Origin of the sequence: Streptomyces sp. GC420, from assembly GCF_009916105.1 — a bacterium.
In the GTDB taxonomy this organism is placed as follows: Bacteria; Actinomycetota; Actinomycetes; order Streptomycetales; family Streptomycetaceae; genus Streptomyces.
In genome coordinates this window covers 1-18,024 of sequence record NZ_JAAAXQ010000051.1, presented here as the reverse complement: position 1 = coordinate 18,024, position 18,024 = coordinate 1, and the positions used below count along the sequence as shown (strand labels likewise).

The 18,024-nt window shown below is 72.4% G+C and carries 4 protein-coding genes; 2 read left to right on the top strand and 2 right to left on the bottom strand.

Going from position 1 to position 18,024, the window contains the following annotated elements; genetic code table 11:
- Nucleotides 1–99: 99 nt before the first annotated feature.
- Nucleotides 100–1,827 (bottom strand): GTPase domain-containing protein, encoded by a 1,728-nt coding sequence (locus tag GUY61_RS09370; RefSeq protein ID WP_166629616.1) that lies wholly within the window; start codon nt 1,825–1,827, stop codon nt 100–102.
- A complete protein-coding gene (locus GUY61_RS09365) occupies nt 1,824–3,671 on the bottom strand; it encodes a GTPase domain-containing protein (RefSeq protein ID WP_166629615.1) in 1,848 nt (615 codons plus the stop codon). The genes GUY61_RS09370 and GUY61_RS09365 overlap by 4 nt, the downstream gene beginning before the upstream one ends.
- Before the next feature lie 1,640 nt (nt 3,672–5,311).
- Between GUY61_RS09365 and GUY61_RS09360 the strand changes: the two genes are divergently transcribed.
- Both GUY61_RS09360 and GUY61_RS09355 read left to right on the top strand, forming a co-directional pair.
- Nucleotides 5,312–13,201, top strand: a complete 7,890-nt coding sequence (locus GUY61_RS09360; protein WP_166629614.1) for a non-ribosomal peptide synthetase — start codon at nt 5,312–5,314, stop codon at nt 13,199–13,201.
- A partial coding sequence (locus GUY61_RS09355) for a non-ribosomal peptide synthetase (RefSeq protein WP_166629613.1) occupies nt 13,198–18,024 on the top strand: 4,827 nt, incomplete at its 3' end. The genes GUY61_RS09360 and GUY61_RS09355, both read left to right, overlap by 4 nt.

Genomic DNA, 18,024 nt, shown 5'->3' with positions numbered 1-18,024 from the left:
CGGGTCTGAGCCAGCTGACTGGTGCAATGTCCGGAGTGTGCGCCGGCCGAGGATCTCGGCCGTCCGTTCGGGAACAGTGATCAGGCCCCGTTTCGACTCTCACGCCTCCAGCGCGGGCGCTCCGAGTTGATCGAGCATTGACTGGGCTTCGATCTGGATCGCGCTGATTTCGCGGTCCAGGTCGGTACGGAAGGCCCTAGCGTCGCGAACTGACCGGTTCACCTCGTCGATCGCGCGGAGCGCCTTGCCGAACTCGCCGTCGAGTTCAAGGCTCACCTGGACAAGCGTCTTCCTCGAGATGTCATCGCACTGCGCAAGGACGTGGCCGACCAGGGCGTTCTGGCGGCGCATCTTTTCCTTCGCAGCCCGCACCTCCTGACGCTCCTCTTTGACGACCGCATACGCCTCAAGGGCAACAGGCAGTACCGCGCCGCCGATCTTGGCAACCTTTCCGATGTTGTCCGCCCAGCGCACGGCCTGGTACGGCTTGAACTTGATGTCGACGAGCTTTCCAGCCTTGTAGAGGATCTTGTGTCCCGCGCTGCCTGCTGACTTCTTGATGCCGTCGCCTGCGCCCCAGGCTTTCTGGAAGGCCTTCAGATGCTCGGTCGACTTCGGACCCCAGGCTGGGACACGGGGTTGTTTCCGACCTGGCTGGCGTACCAGGCCTGGGTCTACCGGGATGTCATGCGTCTCGATGTCTCTTTGGACGTCAAGGGCGAGCAACTGGCGGGCGTACGGCGACGCCTCTATTTCCCGCACCTCGGAGGTCAAGTCGGCAAACTGAGAGGCCAGGACGGCGCGTACCCCGTCCACGAACCTCTGGTTCGCCGAGCTCAGCTCGTCGTTCAGAGTCACAGAGGCGGCTTCGGCCCTGGACCAGTCGCGGTTCGGCGACTCCTGGATCGACTCCACCGTGTCGGCGAGGTGCTCGGCTGCCCGGATACACGCGGTGCGGAACTCGGTTTCCTGCCGTTCGAGAGCCGAGTCCAAGAGCCCGCGGCGCGTTGTGAGCGCGCTCCGCTGGCGTGCGAGGACAGTCAGGACTGCTTCCTCGTCGGGGTCGTCCGTGAGCGCGGCGAGTGCCTCGCCCGCGACGAGGGCGACCTGCTGGAGCGCCACCCGGAATCGCGCCAAGTCGCCGCGGGCCCGCGCGATCCGATTGATCGCGTCCCTGACCTCGTCCATCCGGGACGCCACGATGCGGCGGGCGGCCCGCGGCGGGTCCACCTCTAGCCCATCCAGGTAGGTCTTGGCGTCGCACTCGACCCACGGCACCTGGTCGGCGAAGCTGCCGAGAGCTTCACGGACCTCGGCCTCCCGCACTCCTTCGGCCGCGCGGAGGCTGCGGCACTTGGTGAGCACCACAAGCAACTGCGGCGCCTTTCGCAGATCCTCGGTGACGTGCCGCAGGTGTTCGACCAAGCGGTCGTCGAACAAGTCAACGGTGACGGTGAACAGCACAAGATCTGCGGAGCGCAGGGCTTCCTCCGCGCGTTCGTCGTGCTCCGGCCGGCCCGCCTGCACGCCCGGGGTGTCGACCAGGTCGACCATGCCGTCCCAGTTGAAGACCTCGACCCTGTCCGTCGTGACCGCCGAGCCCTTCGGGACCTGATACTTGCCGTCCGTGAGTGCCTCGATCAAGGTCGACTTGCCGCTGCTGTACTGCCCGGTGAGGACCATCTGGGGACGATGGTGTTCGTCCTCTGCCAGCATCCGCTGGAGCCTCGACGCCTCATCGGGTTGAAGGTTCCGGATCAGCTCGACGAGCCGCTCCGAGAGGTCGCGCGCCGCGGCTGGGGCGGAGTGGTACAGAAGGTCATTCATGCTGGCACGCTCCTCGGTGCGTTTGGTCGGACGATCTTCACCGGGGTGCCCAGGTGGTCAGACAGGGTTGCGGACCATGCTTCCAGTACCTGGTTCGGCGCTGGAGCATTGGTGGTGACGATGGTGCCGTCGGGGCGACAGCGAATGGAGGCCGGTACCTCTTCGGTGAGGCCGAGGACGTATGACATCGCGGACGCGCCCGGCAGGTCAGGTGACGGTGTACACCCGAAGGCCAGGAATTCGGGCGAGGACGGCGGGAACAGCGATGCCTCTGCTAGGGCCTCATCAGGCACCTCGACCAAGATGCAGACCCCGGGAAGCCGGGTCACCTTCCCAACGGACGCAGCTAGGCGAGGTCGGCCGTCTACGCGCAGCAGGCAGCGGACCGTCTCGTGGTCGAGGGTGGAGACCGCGGAGTCGACCACCTGCTGCTGACAAGCCAGAAGGTCGGCCACGACCAACGCGGCGGCCTCGGCCTTTGCGCGTCGCACGTGGGAAGTGGTGAGTGTCTCCAGAACCCCCGCGATGGTCCCAGACACCTCGGCCAGCACCTGGGCCTCCAGCTCATTGAGGACTTTGCTGATCTCGGTCCGAAGCAGATCGCGGTTCGCCTCCAAGATTTCCGCTCTGCTCGTGAAAAGTGACTGGACCTTCTTGCGCACCGGAGTGACGAGGAGCGAACCGAGGCCCAAGACGACGGCGCCGGCGACTGTGCCAGCCGGACCTGCCAAAGAACCCACGTACGCGCCAAGTGCCATGGAGGCGAGCGCTCCGCCTGCCCCAACCGCAACACCGGCTGCTTCCCGCTTCCACAGCCCCCTGAAGTCACGCATTCCGGTGACCTTCAGGTGAGGGCGGACAGCCGTCGTCCATTCGCGCTCAACGGCGACAGCCGCTTCCTCGAGCGCTCGCGCGAGGTTGCTGAGCCGCGCTTCCAGCGTCTCGTCGAGTTCGGCGACCAGAGCGGCCTGTTCCGTGTTCCATTGCTCGACGACCTGCGGGCCGAAGTCAGTGACGTTCTGGGGCCACCCCTGGCGTCGGCCAACGAGGCGAATAACGTCGTCCTCCATCCTCTGCATGCAGGCATCGACCAGGCGTATGGTCCGTCGTTCCTGGTCTTCGCGCATCCTCCGGCCGACATCGACGATCTCTCGGGTCTTCCGCTCCACAGCGGCGAGAGCTCCGCTCAACGCCTGTGCCTGCGAGCGAACCTTGTCGGCCTCGCGCAGAACCCGCCGGGCGGTGCGGCGCTTGCGGCTTTCCTGTTCCAGGACGGCGAGCAGGGCGCTAAGGCGGCTCGCTTCCCAAAGGTCGGCACCGTAGTCGCCGTCCGCCCGCGCCTGGCGGGCGGCCTCGGCGTGGAGCATCACCTCGGCGACGGGGCGTACGGCGGCAGCGGATAGATGGGAACGGATCATCTTGAAGTGACCCTCGTGCTCGGCGAAGACTGAATCCGGGTCCTCCAGGAATTCCTCGCGGTCCAGATCGTCCACGAGTGGTTCGCGGCAGTTCAATGCCACAACGACAGGCTTACCGCGCAATGCCACCGCACGTAGCTCCTGTGCAGTCTCCTCCTGGAAGGAATCGTTGCTCGCGACCCACAGCACGAGGTCGGCACCGGGGACCTCAGCCATCGCTTGGGCGACGTCATCGGCACCGTCCCTGGCACCTACTCCGGGAGTGTCGACGATCTCAACGTCGTGCAGGTGCACCGCCGGGGCCGCGAAGACGTCGCGCGAGTACCGCGGCCGGCCGTCCCCAATCCGCTCTGCAGACCCGCCGGTGAGCGCCGCAAGGAGGGTACTCTTGCCGGCCATCGTCCGCCCCATCAGGACGATCCTCATCGGTGTGCTGGCTGGCGGTGCGTCGGTGACCTCCGCCGACGTAAGGAAGTCGACAAACTGCCTAGTCGTCTTCTCTGTCGAGGCCCCGTGCCGAGACAGCCGGTGAACCTCTGCCAGGGTCGCTCGGCAGGCAGCGACTGCCTTCGCATGCGGGGGCGAGGGGTTGTCGCACGGCGGTTCGGAACCGCGCAGCTGGTCCCGAGCGGCAGGACTCCAGTCGTGCCTGTTTTTGCTCGCCAATCGCCCCCCTTGAAGCGCGCCTGTCCCCTCGAAGGGGGCCGTGCCAGCGTCATGTTAGGCCGTATGAAGTGCGGTACTTGCGGTGCCGGGCCTGCCCGACCGGGTAGGTTCCCGGTTTCGCGGGTGGTGTCAAGGCCGGGCCGCTGCGCGGTCGCTTCGCGAGCCTTGACACCGCCAGTTTGAACCGGGAGTGATCGGCAGCTGCCGGGCGGGCCCGGCGAGAAGGCCGTGGGGACCGGGAACGAAAGACCGGGGCCTCGCACGCAAATTGCCGCGGGTTGCCGCCGCGGAGGACCGTGAGCGGTAGTGCCGTAATCGCGGGTACTGCGGTCGGGCTGGACGTCCACGCCCGATCGACCGTGGCCTGGGCCCTGGACGGCCTCACCGGCGAGGTCTTCGCCGAACACCTGGTCCCCGACACCGCGGCGGTGGGGTGCTGGCTGGAGCGGCTGCCGGGCCTGGTGGCCGTGTCCTACGAGGCCAGCGCGACGGGGTTCGGCCTGGCCCGGACTTCTGGCGCGCAATCCTGCCGCCCACGTCGACCTCGAATCCAGACTGGGTGGTCGAACTGCTGCAGGTGCTACGTGCTCGCTGAGAGCGCGGGCCGAAAACGCGGGACACCACCCCGCCCACTTCGCGCCCTATGGACGAGACCCCCGCGGCGACCATCTCTCACGAAGCACAACAGGGGGCTGCGGTGATCTTTCGACTTCGAAGACGGCGTCGAAGGGCGACCATACTTGCCTTCGCGGTCGCGAAGCTCCCAGGTCAGGGGGCGCAGTGCGCGGGATCACCGCGACGCTAATCCATGCGTCTGCATATTGTCGGGGATTGATCTTGCGTCCGACGGGATGTTCGTGAGCATTTAGGCATGCTGTGCCTTGTCAGGGGATTTCGTGAACGACCCACTCGCCGTAACGATACGGATGCGAGGGCCCCGACCTGACGGTCGTGGTCCTCGTCGAGTTCTCCGCCTGCGGCGAGGATCAGGCCCAGCCCTCGAAGAGCGGGCCCTCCTGCCGATGCGGGCTGCCCGGATGTGCTGCGCGATACTCCCGGGACTCTCGGTAACGTCCCGGACGCGCTGGGTGTCCAGCAGGGCTCCTCCTTCCGGGCGGTGGCGGAAAGACCGTCGAGTGCCTTCCGCGCCGGGTCTTGTCGACCAACGCGGACACCGGCACCGGTTCAAACCTCAGCAGTCGGAAGCGTCGCCCGAAGGAACGCGTGCCGAAAGCCGCCGATCCACGGGACCGGAATTCGACGGCCGTTGTTCCGCGGCGGGCCTCCCTTGCCGGTCAAGAGCCTCATTCCCGTGACTTTCCGGAAGCTTTTCCGATTCGCATAGTGGACGCCGACCGCGACGTCGCCCGTCGTTCCGCCGAGTGAGATGAGACCACCGGATGTCCGCTGAGGAGCGCGTTCGTCTTCCCCTGACGGCACCGCAGGCCGGCATATGGGTTGCCCAGCAACTCAATCCCGAGAGCTGCGACTACCACATCGCCGAATACCTGGAGATACACGGCGCGGTCGATCCCGGCCTTTTCCAGGAAGCCCTGCGCGCCATGGTCGCCGAGACCGATTTCCTGCATGTGCGCTTCGAGGAGGAGGACGGCCGGGCCTGGCAGGTGCCCTGCGAGCCACCGCCCCTCCACCTGGAGACGGTCGACCTCAGCGGCCACCCGGATCCCAGGGCCGCGGCGGAGGAGCGCATGCGGGCGGAACTCGCCCGGCCCACGGACCTGGCCCGGGGCCCCCTGAGCCGCTACCTGCTCTTCCGCGCCGGACCCGAGCGGTACTTCTGGTTCCACGCCGTGCACCACATCGTCGCCGACGGGATGGCCGGCGCGCGGATGAACCGCCGGGTCGCCGAGGCGTACACCGCGCTGGTGGCCGGCACCCCGCTCGCCCCGGCCACGGCCGCGCCGCTGCGGCAGGTCGTGGAGGAGGACCTCGCCCACCGCGAGTCGGAGCAGCACGCACAGGACCGGGCCTACTGGCTGGAGCGGATGACGAACCCGCCGGACACCGTCGCGTTCGGCGGCCGGACCGGCGTGGCACCCACCGGCCGGGTGCTGCGCCGCCGGACCGACCTCGCGCCGGAGACGGCGGCGGCGCTGCGGAGCGCAGCCCGGCGCGCCGGCACCCGCTGGACAGTCGTCGTACTGGCCGCCGCGGCCGCCTATCTGCACCGGACCTCCGGAGCCGAGGACGTGGTCCTCGGCATGCCGGTGACCGGCCGCACCACCCCGGCGGCGCGCGGCACCTGCGGAGCGTTCTCCAACATCCTGCCGCTGCGGCTCGCGGTCACCTCCGCCACCCGGTTCGACGACCTCGTACGGCAGGCCTCCCGGGCGGTGCGGGAGGGGCTGCGGCACCAGCGGTACCCGGTCGACGACCTCAAGCGGGACCTGGCCCTCGGCGGCACCGGCAGCCGTTTGTGGGACGCGGCCGTCAACATCATGGCCTTCGACTACGACGTGACCTTCGCGGGACTCGCCGCCACCGCCCACAACCTCGCCGTCGGCCCGGTCGACTACCTCTCCCTCAACGTCTACGAGCGTGGCGACGGCGTCGTCTGCCTCCAGTTCGAGGTGGACGCCGCCCGCTGCGACCCCGGCGAACTCGCCGTCCACCAAAGCCGCGTCGTCGACTTCATCAGCCGTGTCGCCCTTGCCGGTGAGGACACGGCGGTCGGTGACGTCGACATCCTCTCCCCGGCCGATCTCCGGCTGCTGCTGGAGTACGGCGACGGCGGCACCGCACCCGTGCCCGAAGGGCGCTGCCTGCACCAGCTCTTCGAGGAACAGGCCCGGCGCACCCCGGACGCCGTGGCGGTCGTCTGCGCAGGTGAACAGGTCACCTACCGCGAACTGGCGGCACGCTCCGACGAGACCGCCCGGCGGCTACGCCCGCACATCGACCCCGACCGGCCGGTCGGCGTCTGCGTCGACCGTTCCCTCGCCATGGTCACCGCAGTGCTCGCGGTCCTCAAGGCGGGCGGCTGCTACGTCCCCCTCGACCCCGGACTGCCCGCGCGCCGCCTGGAGTACATCGTCCACGACGCCGGAATCGACACCGTGGTCGGCCGGCCCGGACTGGCCGAGCGGCTGCCCGCAGCCGTACGCCGGCTGGTCCCGGTCGAGCCGCCGGCCGACGCCGGGCCGGCGGACCGGGAGCCGCCCGCCGAACCGGCCCCGCCCGCAGCCCGACCCGACAACGCCGCCTACATCCTCTACACCTCGGGCAGCACCGGACAGCCCAAGGGCGTGGTCGTCAGCCACGGATCCGCCGTCGGCTTCACCCTCCAGAACCTCGCCGCCTGCCGGGTCGGCCCAGGCGCACGCTTCCTCGGCTTCGCCGCTCTCACCTTCGACGTCTCGGTCCTGGAGATCTTCGGCGCGCTGCTCAGCGGGGGCACGCTGGTGCTGGCCACCGAGGAGGAGCGGCTGGACATCGACCGGCTCCAGGCCCTGATGGCCGATCAGGCGGTCACCATCGCGGACCTGCCCACCGCTCTGATGCCGCTGCTCGACCCCACGGCGCTGCCCGCACTCACCTTCGTGTCCACCGGCGGCGACGCCCCCTCCGGTGACGCCGTCGACCGCTGGGCCGCCCCCGGGCGCGAGGTCTGGAACACCTACGGTCCCACCGAGACCACGGTCGTGGTCACCATGCACCGCTGCACCGCCCCCTCGGGCGGCGGCACGGCCCCGCCGATCGGGCGGCCCACCGTCAATCACCGGCTGTACGTCGTCGACGCCCAACTGCGTCTGGTGCCGCCCGGTGCCCCAGGCGAACTGTGCGTGTCCGGCGCCGGACTGGCGCGCGGCTACCTCGGCCGGCCCGGCCTGACGGCGGACCGGTTCGTCGCCGACCCGTGGTCCGGCGTCCCCGGAGCCCGGATGTACCGCACCGGCGACCTGGTCCGCTGGAACGAGCAGGGGGAACTGGAGTTCCTGGGCCGCATTGACCAGCAGGTGAAGATCAACGGACACCGGATCGAACTGGGCGAGATCGAGGCCGAGTTGCTCCGGCATCCGTCCGTCGCGCAGGCCGCCGTCCTGGCCCGGGAGACACCGGCCGGAGGAAAGCGGCTCGTCGCCCACGTGGTCGGCGGTCCCGGCTGCGAACCCGTGCCCGACGTCCTGCGGGCCCACCTCGCCGAAGCACTGCCCCGCTACATGGTCCCGCACACCTACGAGGTCCGGGCGAGCATGCCGCTGACGACCAGCGGGAAGCTGGACCGCAGGGCCCTCGCCGACGCCACGGTGCCCGGCCCGGACACCGTGCGGGCCCCGGCACCGCGCTCCGCGGCCGAGGAGACGCTGTGCGCCCTGTTCGCGCAGGTGCTGGGCCGCGAGTCCGTCGGGCCCGACCAGGCGTTCTTCGAACTCGGCGGCGACAGCATCACCGCGCTGACCCTGGTGAGCCGGGCCCGGGCGGCAGGCCTGACGATGACCCTGCGCGACGTCTTCACCCACCGCACACCCGCGGCGCTGGCCCGCGAGACCGCCGGGCCGGCCCCCGCCGACGACGCGGCCGGTTCTGCCGCCGCGGCTGCGACCCCCTCCACCGCCGCCGAAGTCCCGCTCACGCCGGTGATGCGCTGGCTCCTGGACACCCCCGCCCCCGTCGGCCGGTTCAGCCAGTCGGTGCTGGTACAGACCCCCGCCGACGCCGACCAGGAGCGACTGGCGGCCGTGCTCCAGGCACTGGTCGACCATCACGACATGCTGCGCCTGCGCACCGAGCCGGCGCCGGGCACCCGCCCCGTCTGCCTGATCCGGCCGAGCCTGCGGGCGGCGGCCCACCTCACCCGCGTCGACCTGGCCGGCCTCGACGAAGAGGTCCGCGGCAAGGCCGTCGCCCGGGAGACCGAGGCCGCCCCGGGACGGCTGGACCCGGCGGCGGGAACGGTGCTCCAGGCGGTCTGGTTCGACCACGGCCGCGACCTGCCGGGCCGGCTCCTGCTCTGCCTGCACCACCTGGTCGTCGACGGCGTCTCCTGGCGTGTCCTGCTGGCGGACCTCGCCGAAGCCTGGGCGGCGGTGTCCGCGGGCGAGCCGGTCCGGCTCCAGCCGGTCGACACCTCCTTCCCCGACTGGGCCCAGCACCTGTCCGGACTGGCCCGGCGGCCGTCGACCGCCGCGGCACTGCCGCGCTGGCGCGAGGTCCTCGCCCCCGCCGACCCGTTCCTCACCGCATCGCCCGCGCCCCTGACCGACCGGGTCCCCGACCCCATACGCGACACCGCGGCCACCGTCCGCACCCTGACCGTGAACCTGCCCGCCGAGGTGGTCCGGCCGCTGCTCGCCGACGCCGCCGCGGCCCTGCACACCGGCCCCGGCGAGCTGATGCTCGCCGCCCTCGCCCTGGCCGCCCACCGCGGGCAGGAGCGCGCCGGCGGCCCGGCACCCGCCTCCCTTCTGGTCGACCTGGAAGGCCACGGCCGCGACGCCGACCCCACCGGCGCGTTCGACGTCTCCCGTACCGTCGGCTGGTTCACCACCCAGTACCCGGCCCGGCTCGACCTGCGGGGACTCGACCTCGGCGCCGCCTGGAATGGTGGCCCCGCGCTGGCCGGCCTGGCCCGGAGAGTGCGGGACGAGCTCGCGGCTCTTCCGGACCGGGCCGGGTACGGGCTGCTGCGCCACCTCCACCCGGCCGCCGGTGCCGAACTCGCCGCACTGCCGCAGCCGCCCATTCTGTTCAACTACCTCGGCCGGTTCCCCGCCGGCGGCGGCGGCCCGTGGAACCCCGCGCCCGGAAGCGGTGCCCTGCGGGCCGACACCCCGCCGCGGATGCCGGCCGAACACGCCCTCCAGATCGACGTCCTGGTACGCGAGGAGAACGGCCCCGCCGAACTGACCGCCGTGTGGGCCTGGCCCCAGGCGCTGCTCTCCGAGACCGAGGCCGCCGCGCTCGCCGAGGACTGGGGCCGGGCCCTGCGGCTGCTCGCGGCCCACCGCGACGGCGCGAGGGCGTGTTTCGACAGCAGCGTCGTCCGTCCCCAGCCGGACGGGACTTCCGGAACACGCCCTGACCGGCTCACCCCGGCCGACTGCCCCCTCGTACGGCTCGACCGGACCCGACTGGACCGGCTCACGGACGCCCACCCCGGGCTGACCGAGGTGCTGCCGCTCTCGCCGCTCCAGGAAGGACTGTTCTTCCACGCCTCCTACGACGAACAGACCGTCGACGCGTACACCGGGCAACTCGTCCTCGACCTGCGGGGCCCGCTCGACCTCCCGGCCCTGCGGGACTCGCTGCGCGGCCTGCTGCGCCGCCACGACGCCCTGCGGGCGGGCTTCACCGACCACGGCCTGACCGAGCCCGTCCAGATCGTCCTCGCCGAGGCGGACGCCCCCCTGGAGACGACGGACCTCTCCGGGCTCGGAGCCGGCGCACAGCGCGCGGCCCTGGAGCGGCTGCTGGCCGAGGACCGGCTGCGCCGCTTCGACCTCGCCCGGCCGCCCCTGGTGCGCTTCACCCTCGTACGGCTCGGCCAGACGGAGCACCGCCTGGTGCTGACCAATCACCACATCCTCTGGGACGGCTGGTCGGCCGCGGTGCTGCTGAGGGAACTCCTCGACGGATACGCCTCCCGCGCCGGGCACACGCAGTGGACGCCGGAGCCGGCCGTGCCCTTCCGGTCGTACCTGGCCTGGCACGCCCGCCAGGACCGCGCCGCCGCGGCAACGGCCTGGCGGCGCGCACTGGACGGCCTTCAGGAGCCCACCCTCCTCGGCGGCACCGGGCTCAACCGGGTCGGCGTCCTGCCCGAACGCGTCACCGTCGAACTGGACGCGGGCCTCACAGCGCGCCTGGCCGCCCGCGCCCGCTCCGCCGGAGTGACCCTCGGCAGTGTCGTCCAGGGCTGCTGGGCGATCCTGCTCGGCCGGTTCACCGGCCGCGACGACGTGGTCTTCGGCGGGACGGTCTCCGGACGCACCCCCGACCTCCCCGGCATCGAGAACATGGTCGGACTGCTGATCAACACCCTCCCGGTGCGTTTCCGGATCAGGGAGGACGAGCCGCTGATCGAGGCCCTGGCACGGTTCCAGGACGAACAGGCCCCGCTCCTCGACCACCAGCACCTCGGCCTCGCCGAGATCCAGCGCGACAGCGGACTCGGCACCCTCTTCGACACGGCGGTCGCCTTCGAGAACTACCCCGTCGACGAGGAGACCCTCGGCGCCCCGGCCGCCGGGCTGCGGCTCGCCGGGGTCCTCGGCACGGACGCCACCCACTACACCGTCAACCTCGTCGTCCTGCCCGGAGAGCGTCTGACACTCAACCTGGACCACCGGCCCGACGTTCTCGACCCGTCCGCCGCGCGCGGACTGGCCGGCGCCCTGCGCCGCCTGCTCACCGCCGTGGCCGAACGGCCGGTGCTCCCCGTCGGTGAGGCCGAGCTGCTGTCCGGCGAGGAGCGGCACCGCGTCCTGCGGGAGTGGAACGACACCGCCCACCCCGTTCCCGGGGGCACCCTGGCGGACCTCTTCGAGCGGCGGGCCGCCCGCGTCCCGCACCGCACGGCCACCGTCTTCGGGGAAGAGACCCTCACCTACGGGGAACTCGACGCCCGCGCCGACCGGCTCGCCGCGCGCCTGCGGGCCAGGGGCGCCGGCCCGGAGCGGATCGTGGCGGTCGCCCTGCACCGGTCGACCGAAATGGTGGTCGCGCTGCTGGCCGTCCTGAAGTCCGGTGCCGCCTACCTCCCCGTGGACCCCGGTCTGCCGGCCGACCGCGTCGCCTACATCCTCGGCGATGCCGCCCCCGCCCTGCTGATCACCACCGGCGCCACGGCCGCCGCGCTGCCCGACGACCCGGCGGTGCCCCGGCTGCTGCTCGACGACCCCCACGTCCCCGCCGAAGCCGACCCCGGGACGGCGTCGGCCGCCCCGTCCCGTCCCACCGGGGCCGGCCCGGCCTACGTCATCTACACCTCGGGTTCCACCGGCCGCCCCAAGGGCGTCGTGGTGTCGCACGACGCCATCGTCAACCGCCTGGCCTGGATGCAGGCCGAGTACCGGCTCGACCACACCGACCGGGTGCTGCAGAAGACACCCTTCGGGTTCGACGTCTCCGTCTGGGAGTTCTTCTGGCCGCTGCTGGAGGGCGCCACACTGGTGGTCGCCCGGCCGGACGGGCACAAGGACCCCGTCTACCTGGCCCGCACCATCCGGGAACAGGGCATCACCACCGTCCACTTCGTGCCCTCGATGCTCGCGGCCTTCCTCGAGGAGCCGTCGGCGGCCGGCTGCCGCTCGCTGCGCCGGGTGGTGTGCAGCGGCGAGGCGCTGTCCGAGCAGGTCGCCGGCCGGTTCCACGAACTGCTCGGCGTACCGCTGCACAACCTGTACGGCCCCACCGAGGCCGCCGTCGACGTGACCCACTGGGAGTGCCGTCCCGGCCCGGGTCCGGTCCCCATCGGCCGGCCCATCTGGAACACCCGCCTGTACGTGCTCGACGCGGCGCTGCGACCCGTACCGGTGGGTGTCGCGGGCGAGCTGTACCTGGCCGGGGCGGGCCTGGCCCGCGGCTACCTCAACCGCCCCGCGCTCACCGCGGAACGCTTCACCGCCGACCCGTTCGGCCCGCCGGGCGCCCGGATGTACCGGACCGGCGACCTCGCCCGGTGGCGTCCGGACGGCACGGTGGAGTACCTGGGCCGCACCGACGACCAGGTCAAGATCCACGGGTTCCGCATCGAGCTCGGCGAGATCGACACCGTCCTGGCCCGGGTGCCCGGCGTGGCCCGCAGCGCCGTGGTCGTACGGGAGGACCGCCCGGGGGAGCGCAGGCTGGTCGGCTACGCCGTACCCGAGCCCGGTGCCGTGTGCGACCCGGACGCCCTGCGCGCGGCCCTGGCCCGCACCCTGCCCGAGTACATGGTCCCGGCCGTGGTCGTCGTCGACGACCTGCCGCTCACCCCCAACGGCAAGCTCGACCGCCGGGCCCTGCCCGCCCCCGCGGCGCCGGCCGACCGGTACGCGCCGCCCGCCACCGAGACGGAGGAACTCGTCGCCGAACTCTGGGCCGACGTCCTGGGCGTTGCCGCGATCGGACGCCACGACAGCTTCTTCGACCTGGGCGGCCACTCGCTCGGCGCCACCCGCGTGATGGCCAGACTCCGCCACGCCCTGGGACTGGAACTGCCCCTGCACACCCTCTTCGACCACCCCACCGTCGCCGGACTGGCCGAGGCCGTGGAAGAGGCCCTGCTGGCGGAACTCGTCGAGGCCGGCAGCGAGCGCCCGCACATCCACCAGGGAGGCACCGCGTGACCATCCAGGACAACAGGCCGACCGGCTCGACCGCGGACGGACGGCTCGCGGCGGCCCGCGACCTGCTGCTGCGCCGGGTCCGAGCCGCCCGCGACCACCGCACCACGGGCCCGGCGCCGGCCATTCCCCCGGCCACGGACGCGCCCGTCGCCTCCTTCGCACAGGAGCGGCTCTGGCTGACCGACCGCATCCACGGCGACACGGCCGGCTATGTCGTGCCCGAACTGCTGCGGCTGCGCGGCCCGCTGGACACCGGCCGGCTCCGGCACGCCCTGACGGCCGTCGTCCGGCGCCACGAGCCGCTGCGCACGGTTTTCGAGGAGCACGACGGCGCGCCCCGCCCCGTGGTCCTGCCGCCCGGCGACACACCGCTGCCGGTACGGGACCTCACCGGCATCCGGGACACCGCCGACCGGGAACGGCAGGCCCTCGAACTGGCCGTGGCCGAGGCCCGCAGGCCCTTCGACCTGGCGGCCGGCCCGCTGGTGCGGGCACTGCTCGTCCGGCTCGCCGACGACGACCACCTCTTCCTGCTGGCGACCCATCACATCGCCACCGACGGCTGGTCGATGACCCTGTTCTGGAAGGAACTGGCGGTCGCCTGCGGCGAACCCTCCACCGCGGCCGGGCAGCGACTGCCCGCCCTGCCGACCGCCTACCGGGACTGGGCCCACTGGCAGCGCGGGCGCCTCGAACGCGGCGAGCTGGACGGCTCCCTGCGGTACTGGGAGGAGCGGCTGAGCGGCCTCGGCCAGTCGGCGCTGCCCACCGACCGGCCGCGTCCGGCCACCCGCAGCGGCCGGGGACAGACGGTGGAGTTCACCCTGACCTCCGAACTCACCGACCGGCTGCGGAACCTGGCCCGCGCCGGGGACGCCACCGTCTTCATGGCGCTGGTGGCCGGCTTCAAGGCACTGCTGGCCCGCTGGAGCGGCGACACCGACGTGGCCGTCGGCACCCCGGTGGCCGGCCGTGACCGGATGGAGCTGGAGCCGCTCATCGGTTTCTTCGCCAACACCGTGGTGCTGCGCACCGGCATTCCCGCCGGCCTGTCCTTCCGCGCCCTGCTGGAGCGGGTGCGCCAGGTCACGGTCGACGCCTACGACCACCAGGAGGTCCCCTTCGACCGGGTGGTGCGCCGGCTGCGCCCGGAGCGGGTCCTCGACCGCAACCCGCTCGTCCAGGTCATGTTCGCCGCCGCCGAGGACGAGACCGCGGCCTTCACCCTGCCCGGCGTCCGTGTGGAGCGGGTCGGGGCCGACTTCGGCGGGGCCCAGTTCGACCTGAGCATGTTCGTCGCCGAAAGCCCGGACCACTGCGCGGGCACGCTCGTCTTCGACACCGACCTGTTCGACCGCGCCACCGCGCTGCGCCTGGTCGCCCAGTACCGACGTCTGCTGGAGAGCGCCACCGAGGACCCCGACCGGCCGCTCGGCGAACTCGACCTGCTCGGCCCCGGCGAACGGCTGGAGCTGGAGCGCCTGCAGGGCGCGGAGCGGGAACTGCCCGCGGCGACCCTCCCCGAACTCTTCGCCCGCCAGGCCGGGCGGACTCCTGACGCCGTGGCCGTCGTCAGCGGGGACACCACCCTCACCTACGCCGAACTCGACACGCGCGCCGATCGGCTGGCCCGCCGGCTCACGGCGGCCGGAGTCGGCCCGGAGAGCCCCGTTGGCCTGCTGATGGAGCGTTCCGCCGACCTGGTGACGGCTGTCCTCGCGGTCCTGAAGGCGGGCGGCTGCTACGTGCCGCTGGACGACCGGTATCCGCCGGAGCGCTCGTGCCGGATGCTGGAGCGGTCCGGGGCCGTCCTCCTGCTCGCCGACCCGGGCACGCTGACCCACCCCGCCGTCACCGCCGCCGCCGTACCGGTGCTGGACGCCACCGAGGACGCCCCGGAGAGCACGGGCGCCGAGCCCCGGCCCCCGCGCAGCCCTGACCAGGCCGCCTACGTCATGTACACCTCCGGCTCGACCGGTGAGCCCAAGGGCATCGTCGCCACCCACCGCAACGTCGCCGCCCTCGCCCTCGACCACTGCTGGGGCGACGCGCACGAGCGGGTGCTCGCGCACTCACCGCACTCCTTCGACGCCTCCACCTACGAGCTGTGGGTGCCGCTGCTCTCCGGCGGCCGGGTGGTGATGGCCCCGCCCGGCCGGCTGGACATGACGACCCTGCGACGCCTCGTCACCGGACACGGTGTGACCGCCCTGTTCCTCACCACCGCGCTGTTCAACCTGGCGGCCGAGGAGTGCCCGGAGATCCTGGCCGACGTGCGCGAGGTGTGGACCGGCGGCGAGGCCGCGTCGGCCACCGCCTTCCGGCGGGCCCTGGACGCCGCGCCCGGCACGGTGTTCACCAACGCCTACGGCCCCACCGAGACCACCACCTTCGCCACCCGCCACCGGGCCGCCCCGGGCGAGCACCGGATACCGATCGGCGGCCCGCTGGACAACACCCGGCTGTACGTCCTCGACGACGGGCTGCGCCAGGCCCCGGTGGGAGTCCCGGGGGAGCTGTTCATCGGCGGCAGCGGCCTGGCCCGCGGCTACCTCGGCCGGCCCGCGGCCACCGCCGAACGCTTCCTCCCCGACCCGTTCGGCGCACCCGGTACCCGGATGTACCGCACCGGGGACCTCGCACGGTGGCGCGCCGACGGCACCGTCGAGTACCTCGGCCGGGCCGACGCCCAGGTGAAGGTCCGCGGCTTCCGGATCGAACCGGGCGAGGTCGAGGCCGCGCTGGAGCGCTACCCCGGCGTCGACCGGGCCGCGGTGGTACTGCGCGAGGACACCCCGGGGCAGCGGCGCCTCGTCGCCTACGCCGTCCCCGAGCCCGGAGCCGCTCCGCGGCCCGCGGAACTGCGCCGCGCCCTCGCGGGCGCCCTGCCCGACTACATGCTGCCCACCGCGTTCGTGATGCTGCCCGAGCTTCCCCTCACCCCAAACGGCAAGATCGACCGGGCGGCGCTCCCGGTGCCGCCGGACGAAACGCCGGACACCTGGACCGCGCCGGCCACGACGACCGAGAAGTCCGTCGCCGCCGTGTGGGCGGAGGTGCTGGGCGTCGACAGGGTCGGACGCGACGACGACTTCTTCGCCCTCGGCGGCCACTCGCTGCGGGCCACCCGCGCGGTGTCCCGGCTCGGCGGGCGCCTGGGCACCGAGATCCCGCTGCGGACGCTGTTCGAACACCCCGTCCTGCGGGCCTTCGCCGCCGCCGTCGACACGCTCGCCGCCCCTGCCGCAGCCGAGGACACCATCCCCCGCCGCCCCGCGAGCACCGCCGCACCCCTGTCGTACGCCCAGCGGCGGCTGTGGTTCCTCGACCAGCTCCAGCCCGGACGGCCCGACTACAACATCCCCGTCGTGCTCCGGCTCGACGGGCCGCTGGACGCGCGGGCCCTCGCGGACGCCCTCGCCATGGTCGTCCGCCGCCACGAGGTGCTGCGGTCCCGGATCACCGTCGACGACGGACAGCCGGTCCAGACCGTCGAGCCCGGCGACGTCTTCACCACCGAGTTCACCGACCTCTCCGGCCTGCCCCGGGACCGCGCCGAGGCACAGGCCCACGACCTCGCCCGGGCCGACGCCGCCACCCCCTTCGCACTGCGGAACGCGCCGCTGCTGCGGGCCCGGCTCGTCCGCACCGCCGAGGACGCCCATCTGCTGGTGCTGGTGCTCCACCACACCGTCGGCGACGGATGGTCGCTGCCCGTGCTGTGGCGGGAGCTGTCCGCCGGATACGCGGCCCGGGTCCGCGGCACCACCGCCGAGCTGCCGGAACTCCCCATCCAGTACGCCGACTTCGCCCACTGGCAGCAGCGGCGGATGGAGTCGGACGGCTTCGCCGGCGAGCTGGCCCACTGGCGCGAGAGGCTCGCCGGGACCACCCCGCTGGAACTGCCGGCCGACCGGCCCCGGCCCCGCGTGCGCTCCGGTGCCGGCGACACCCTCACGTTCCGGCTGCCCGCAGACCTGCGCGACCGGCTCACCACCCTCGGCCAGGAACAAGGCGGCACCCTCTTCATGGTGCTGCTGGCCGGCTTCAAGGCACTCCTGGCCCGCTGGAGCGGCCAGACCGACGTCGCGGTCGGCACCCCCATCGCCGGCCGGAGCAGGGTCGAACTGGAGCCGCTCATCGGCTTCTTCGTCAACACCCTCGTCCTGCGCTCCGACCTGTCAGGCGACCCCTCCTTCCAGAACCTGCTGGCCCGGGTCAGGGACACCGCCCTGGCCGCCTACGACCACCAGGACCTCCCCTTCGACCGGCTGGTCGAGGAACTCCGCCCGGACCGCGACCCCGGCCGCAACCCCCTCTTCGACGTCCTCTTCCAGCTGCACCCCGAGCAGCTGGACTCCCTGCCCCTGCACGGCGTGTCGGTGCGGGTCGTGGACGTGGACAACGGCACCGCCAAGTTCGACCTCAGCCTCGCCGTCACCGAACTGCCCGACGGACTGCTCGGCACCCTCCAGTACGCCACCGACCTCTTCGACCGCGCCACCGTGGAGCGCTTCGCCGAGCACTACGTACGCCTGCTGCGCAGCGCCCTGGCCGACCCCGCCCGCCCGCTGTCGCGCCTGGAACTGCTCACCACGGAGGAGCGGGACGCCCTGTACGCCCGGCCGGTGGCCCCCGAGCCGGCCGCGGACTGCCTGCACCGGCTGGTCGAGCGGCAGGCCCGCCGCAGCCCCGACGCCCCCGCCGTGACGTACGGCGCAGAACACCTCACCTACGCCGAACTCAACCGGCGCGCCAACCGGCTCGCCCGGTCCCTCCGGGAACACGGAGCCGGACGCGGCGACACCGTCGCGGTGCTGCTC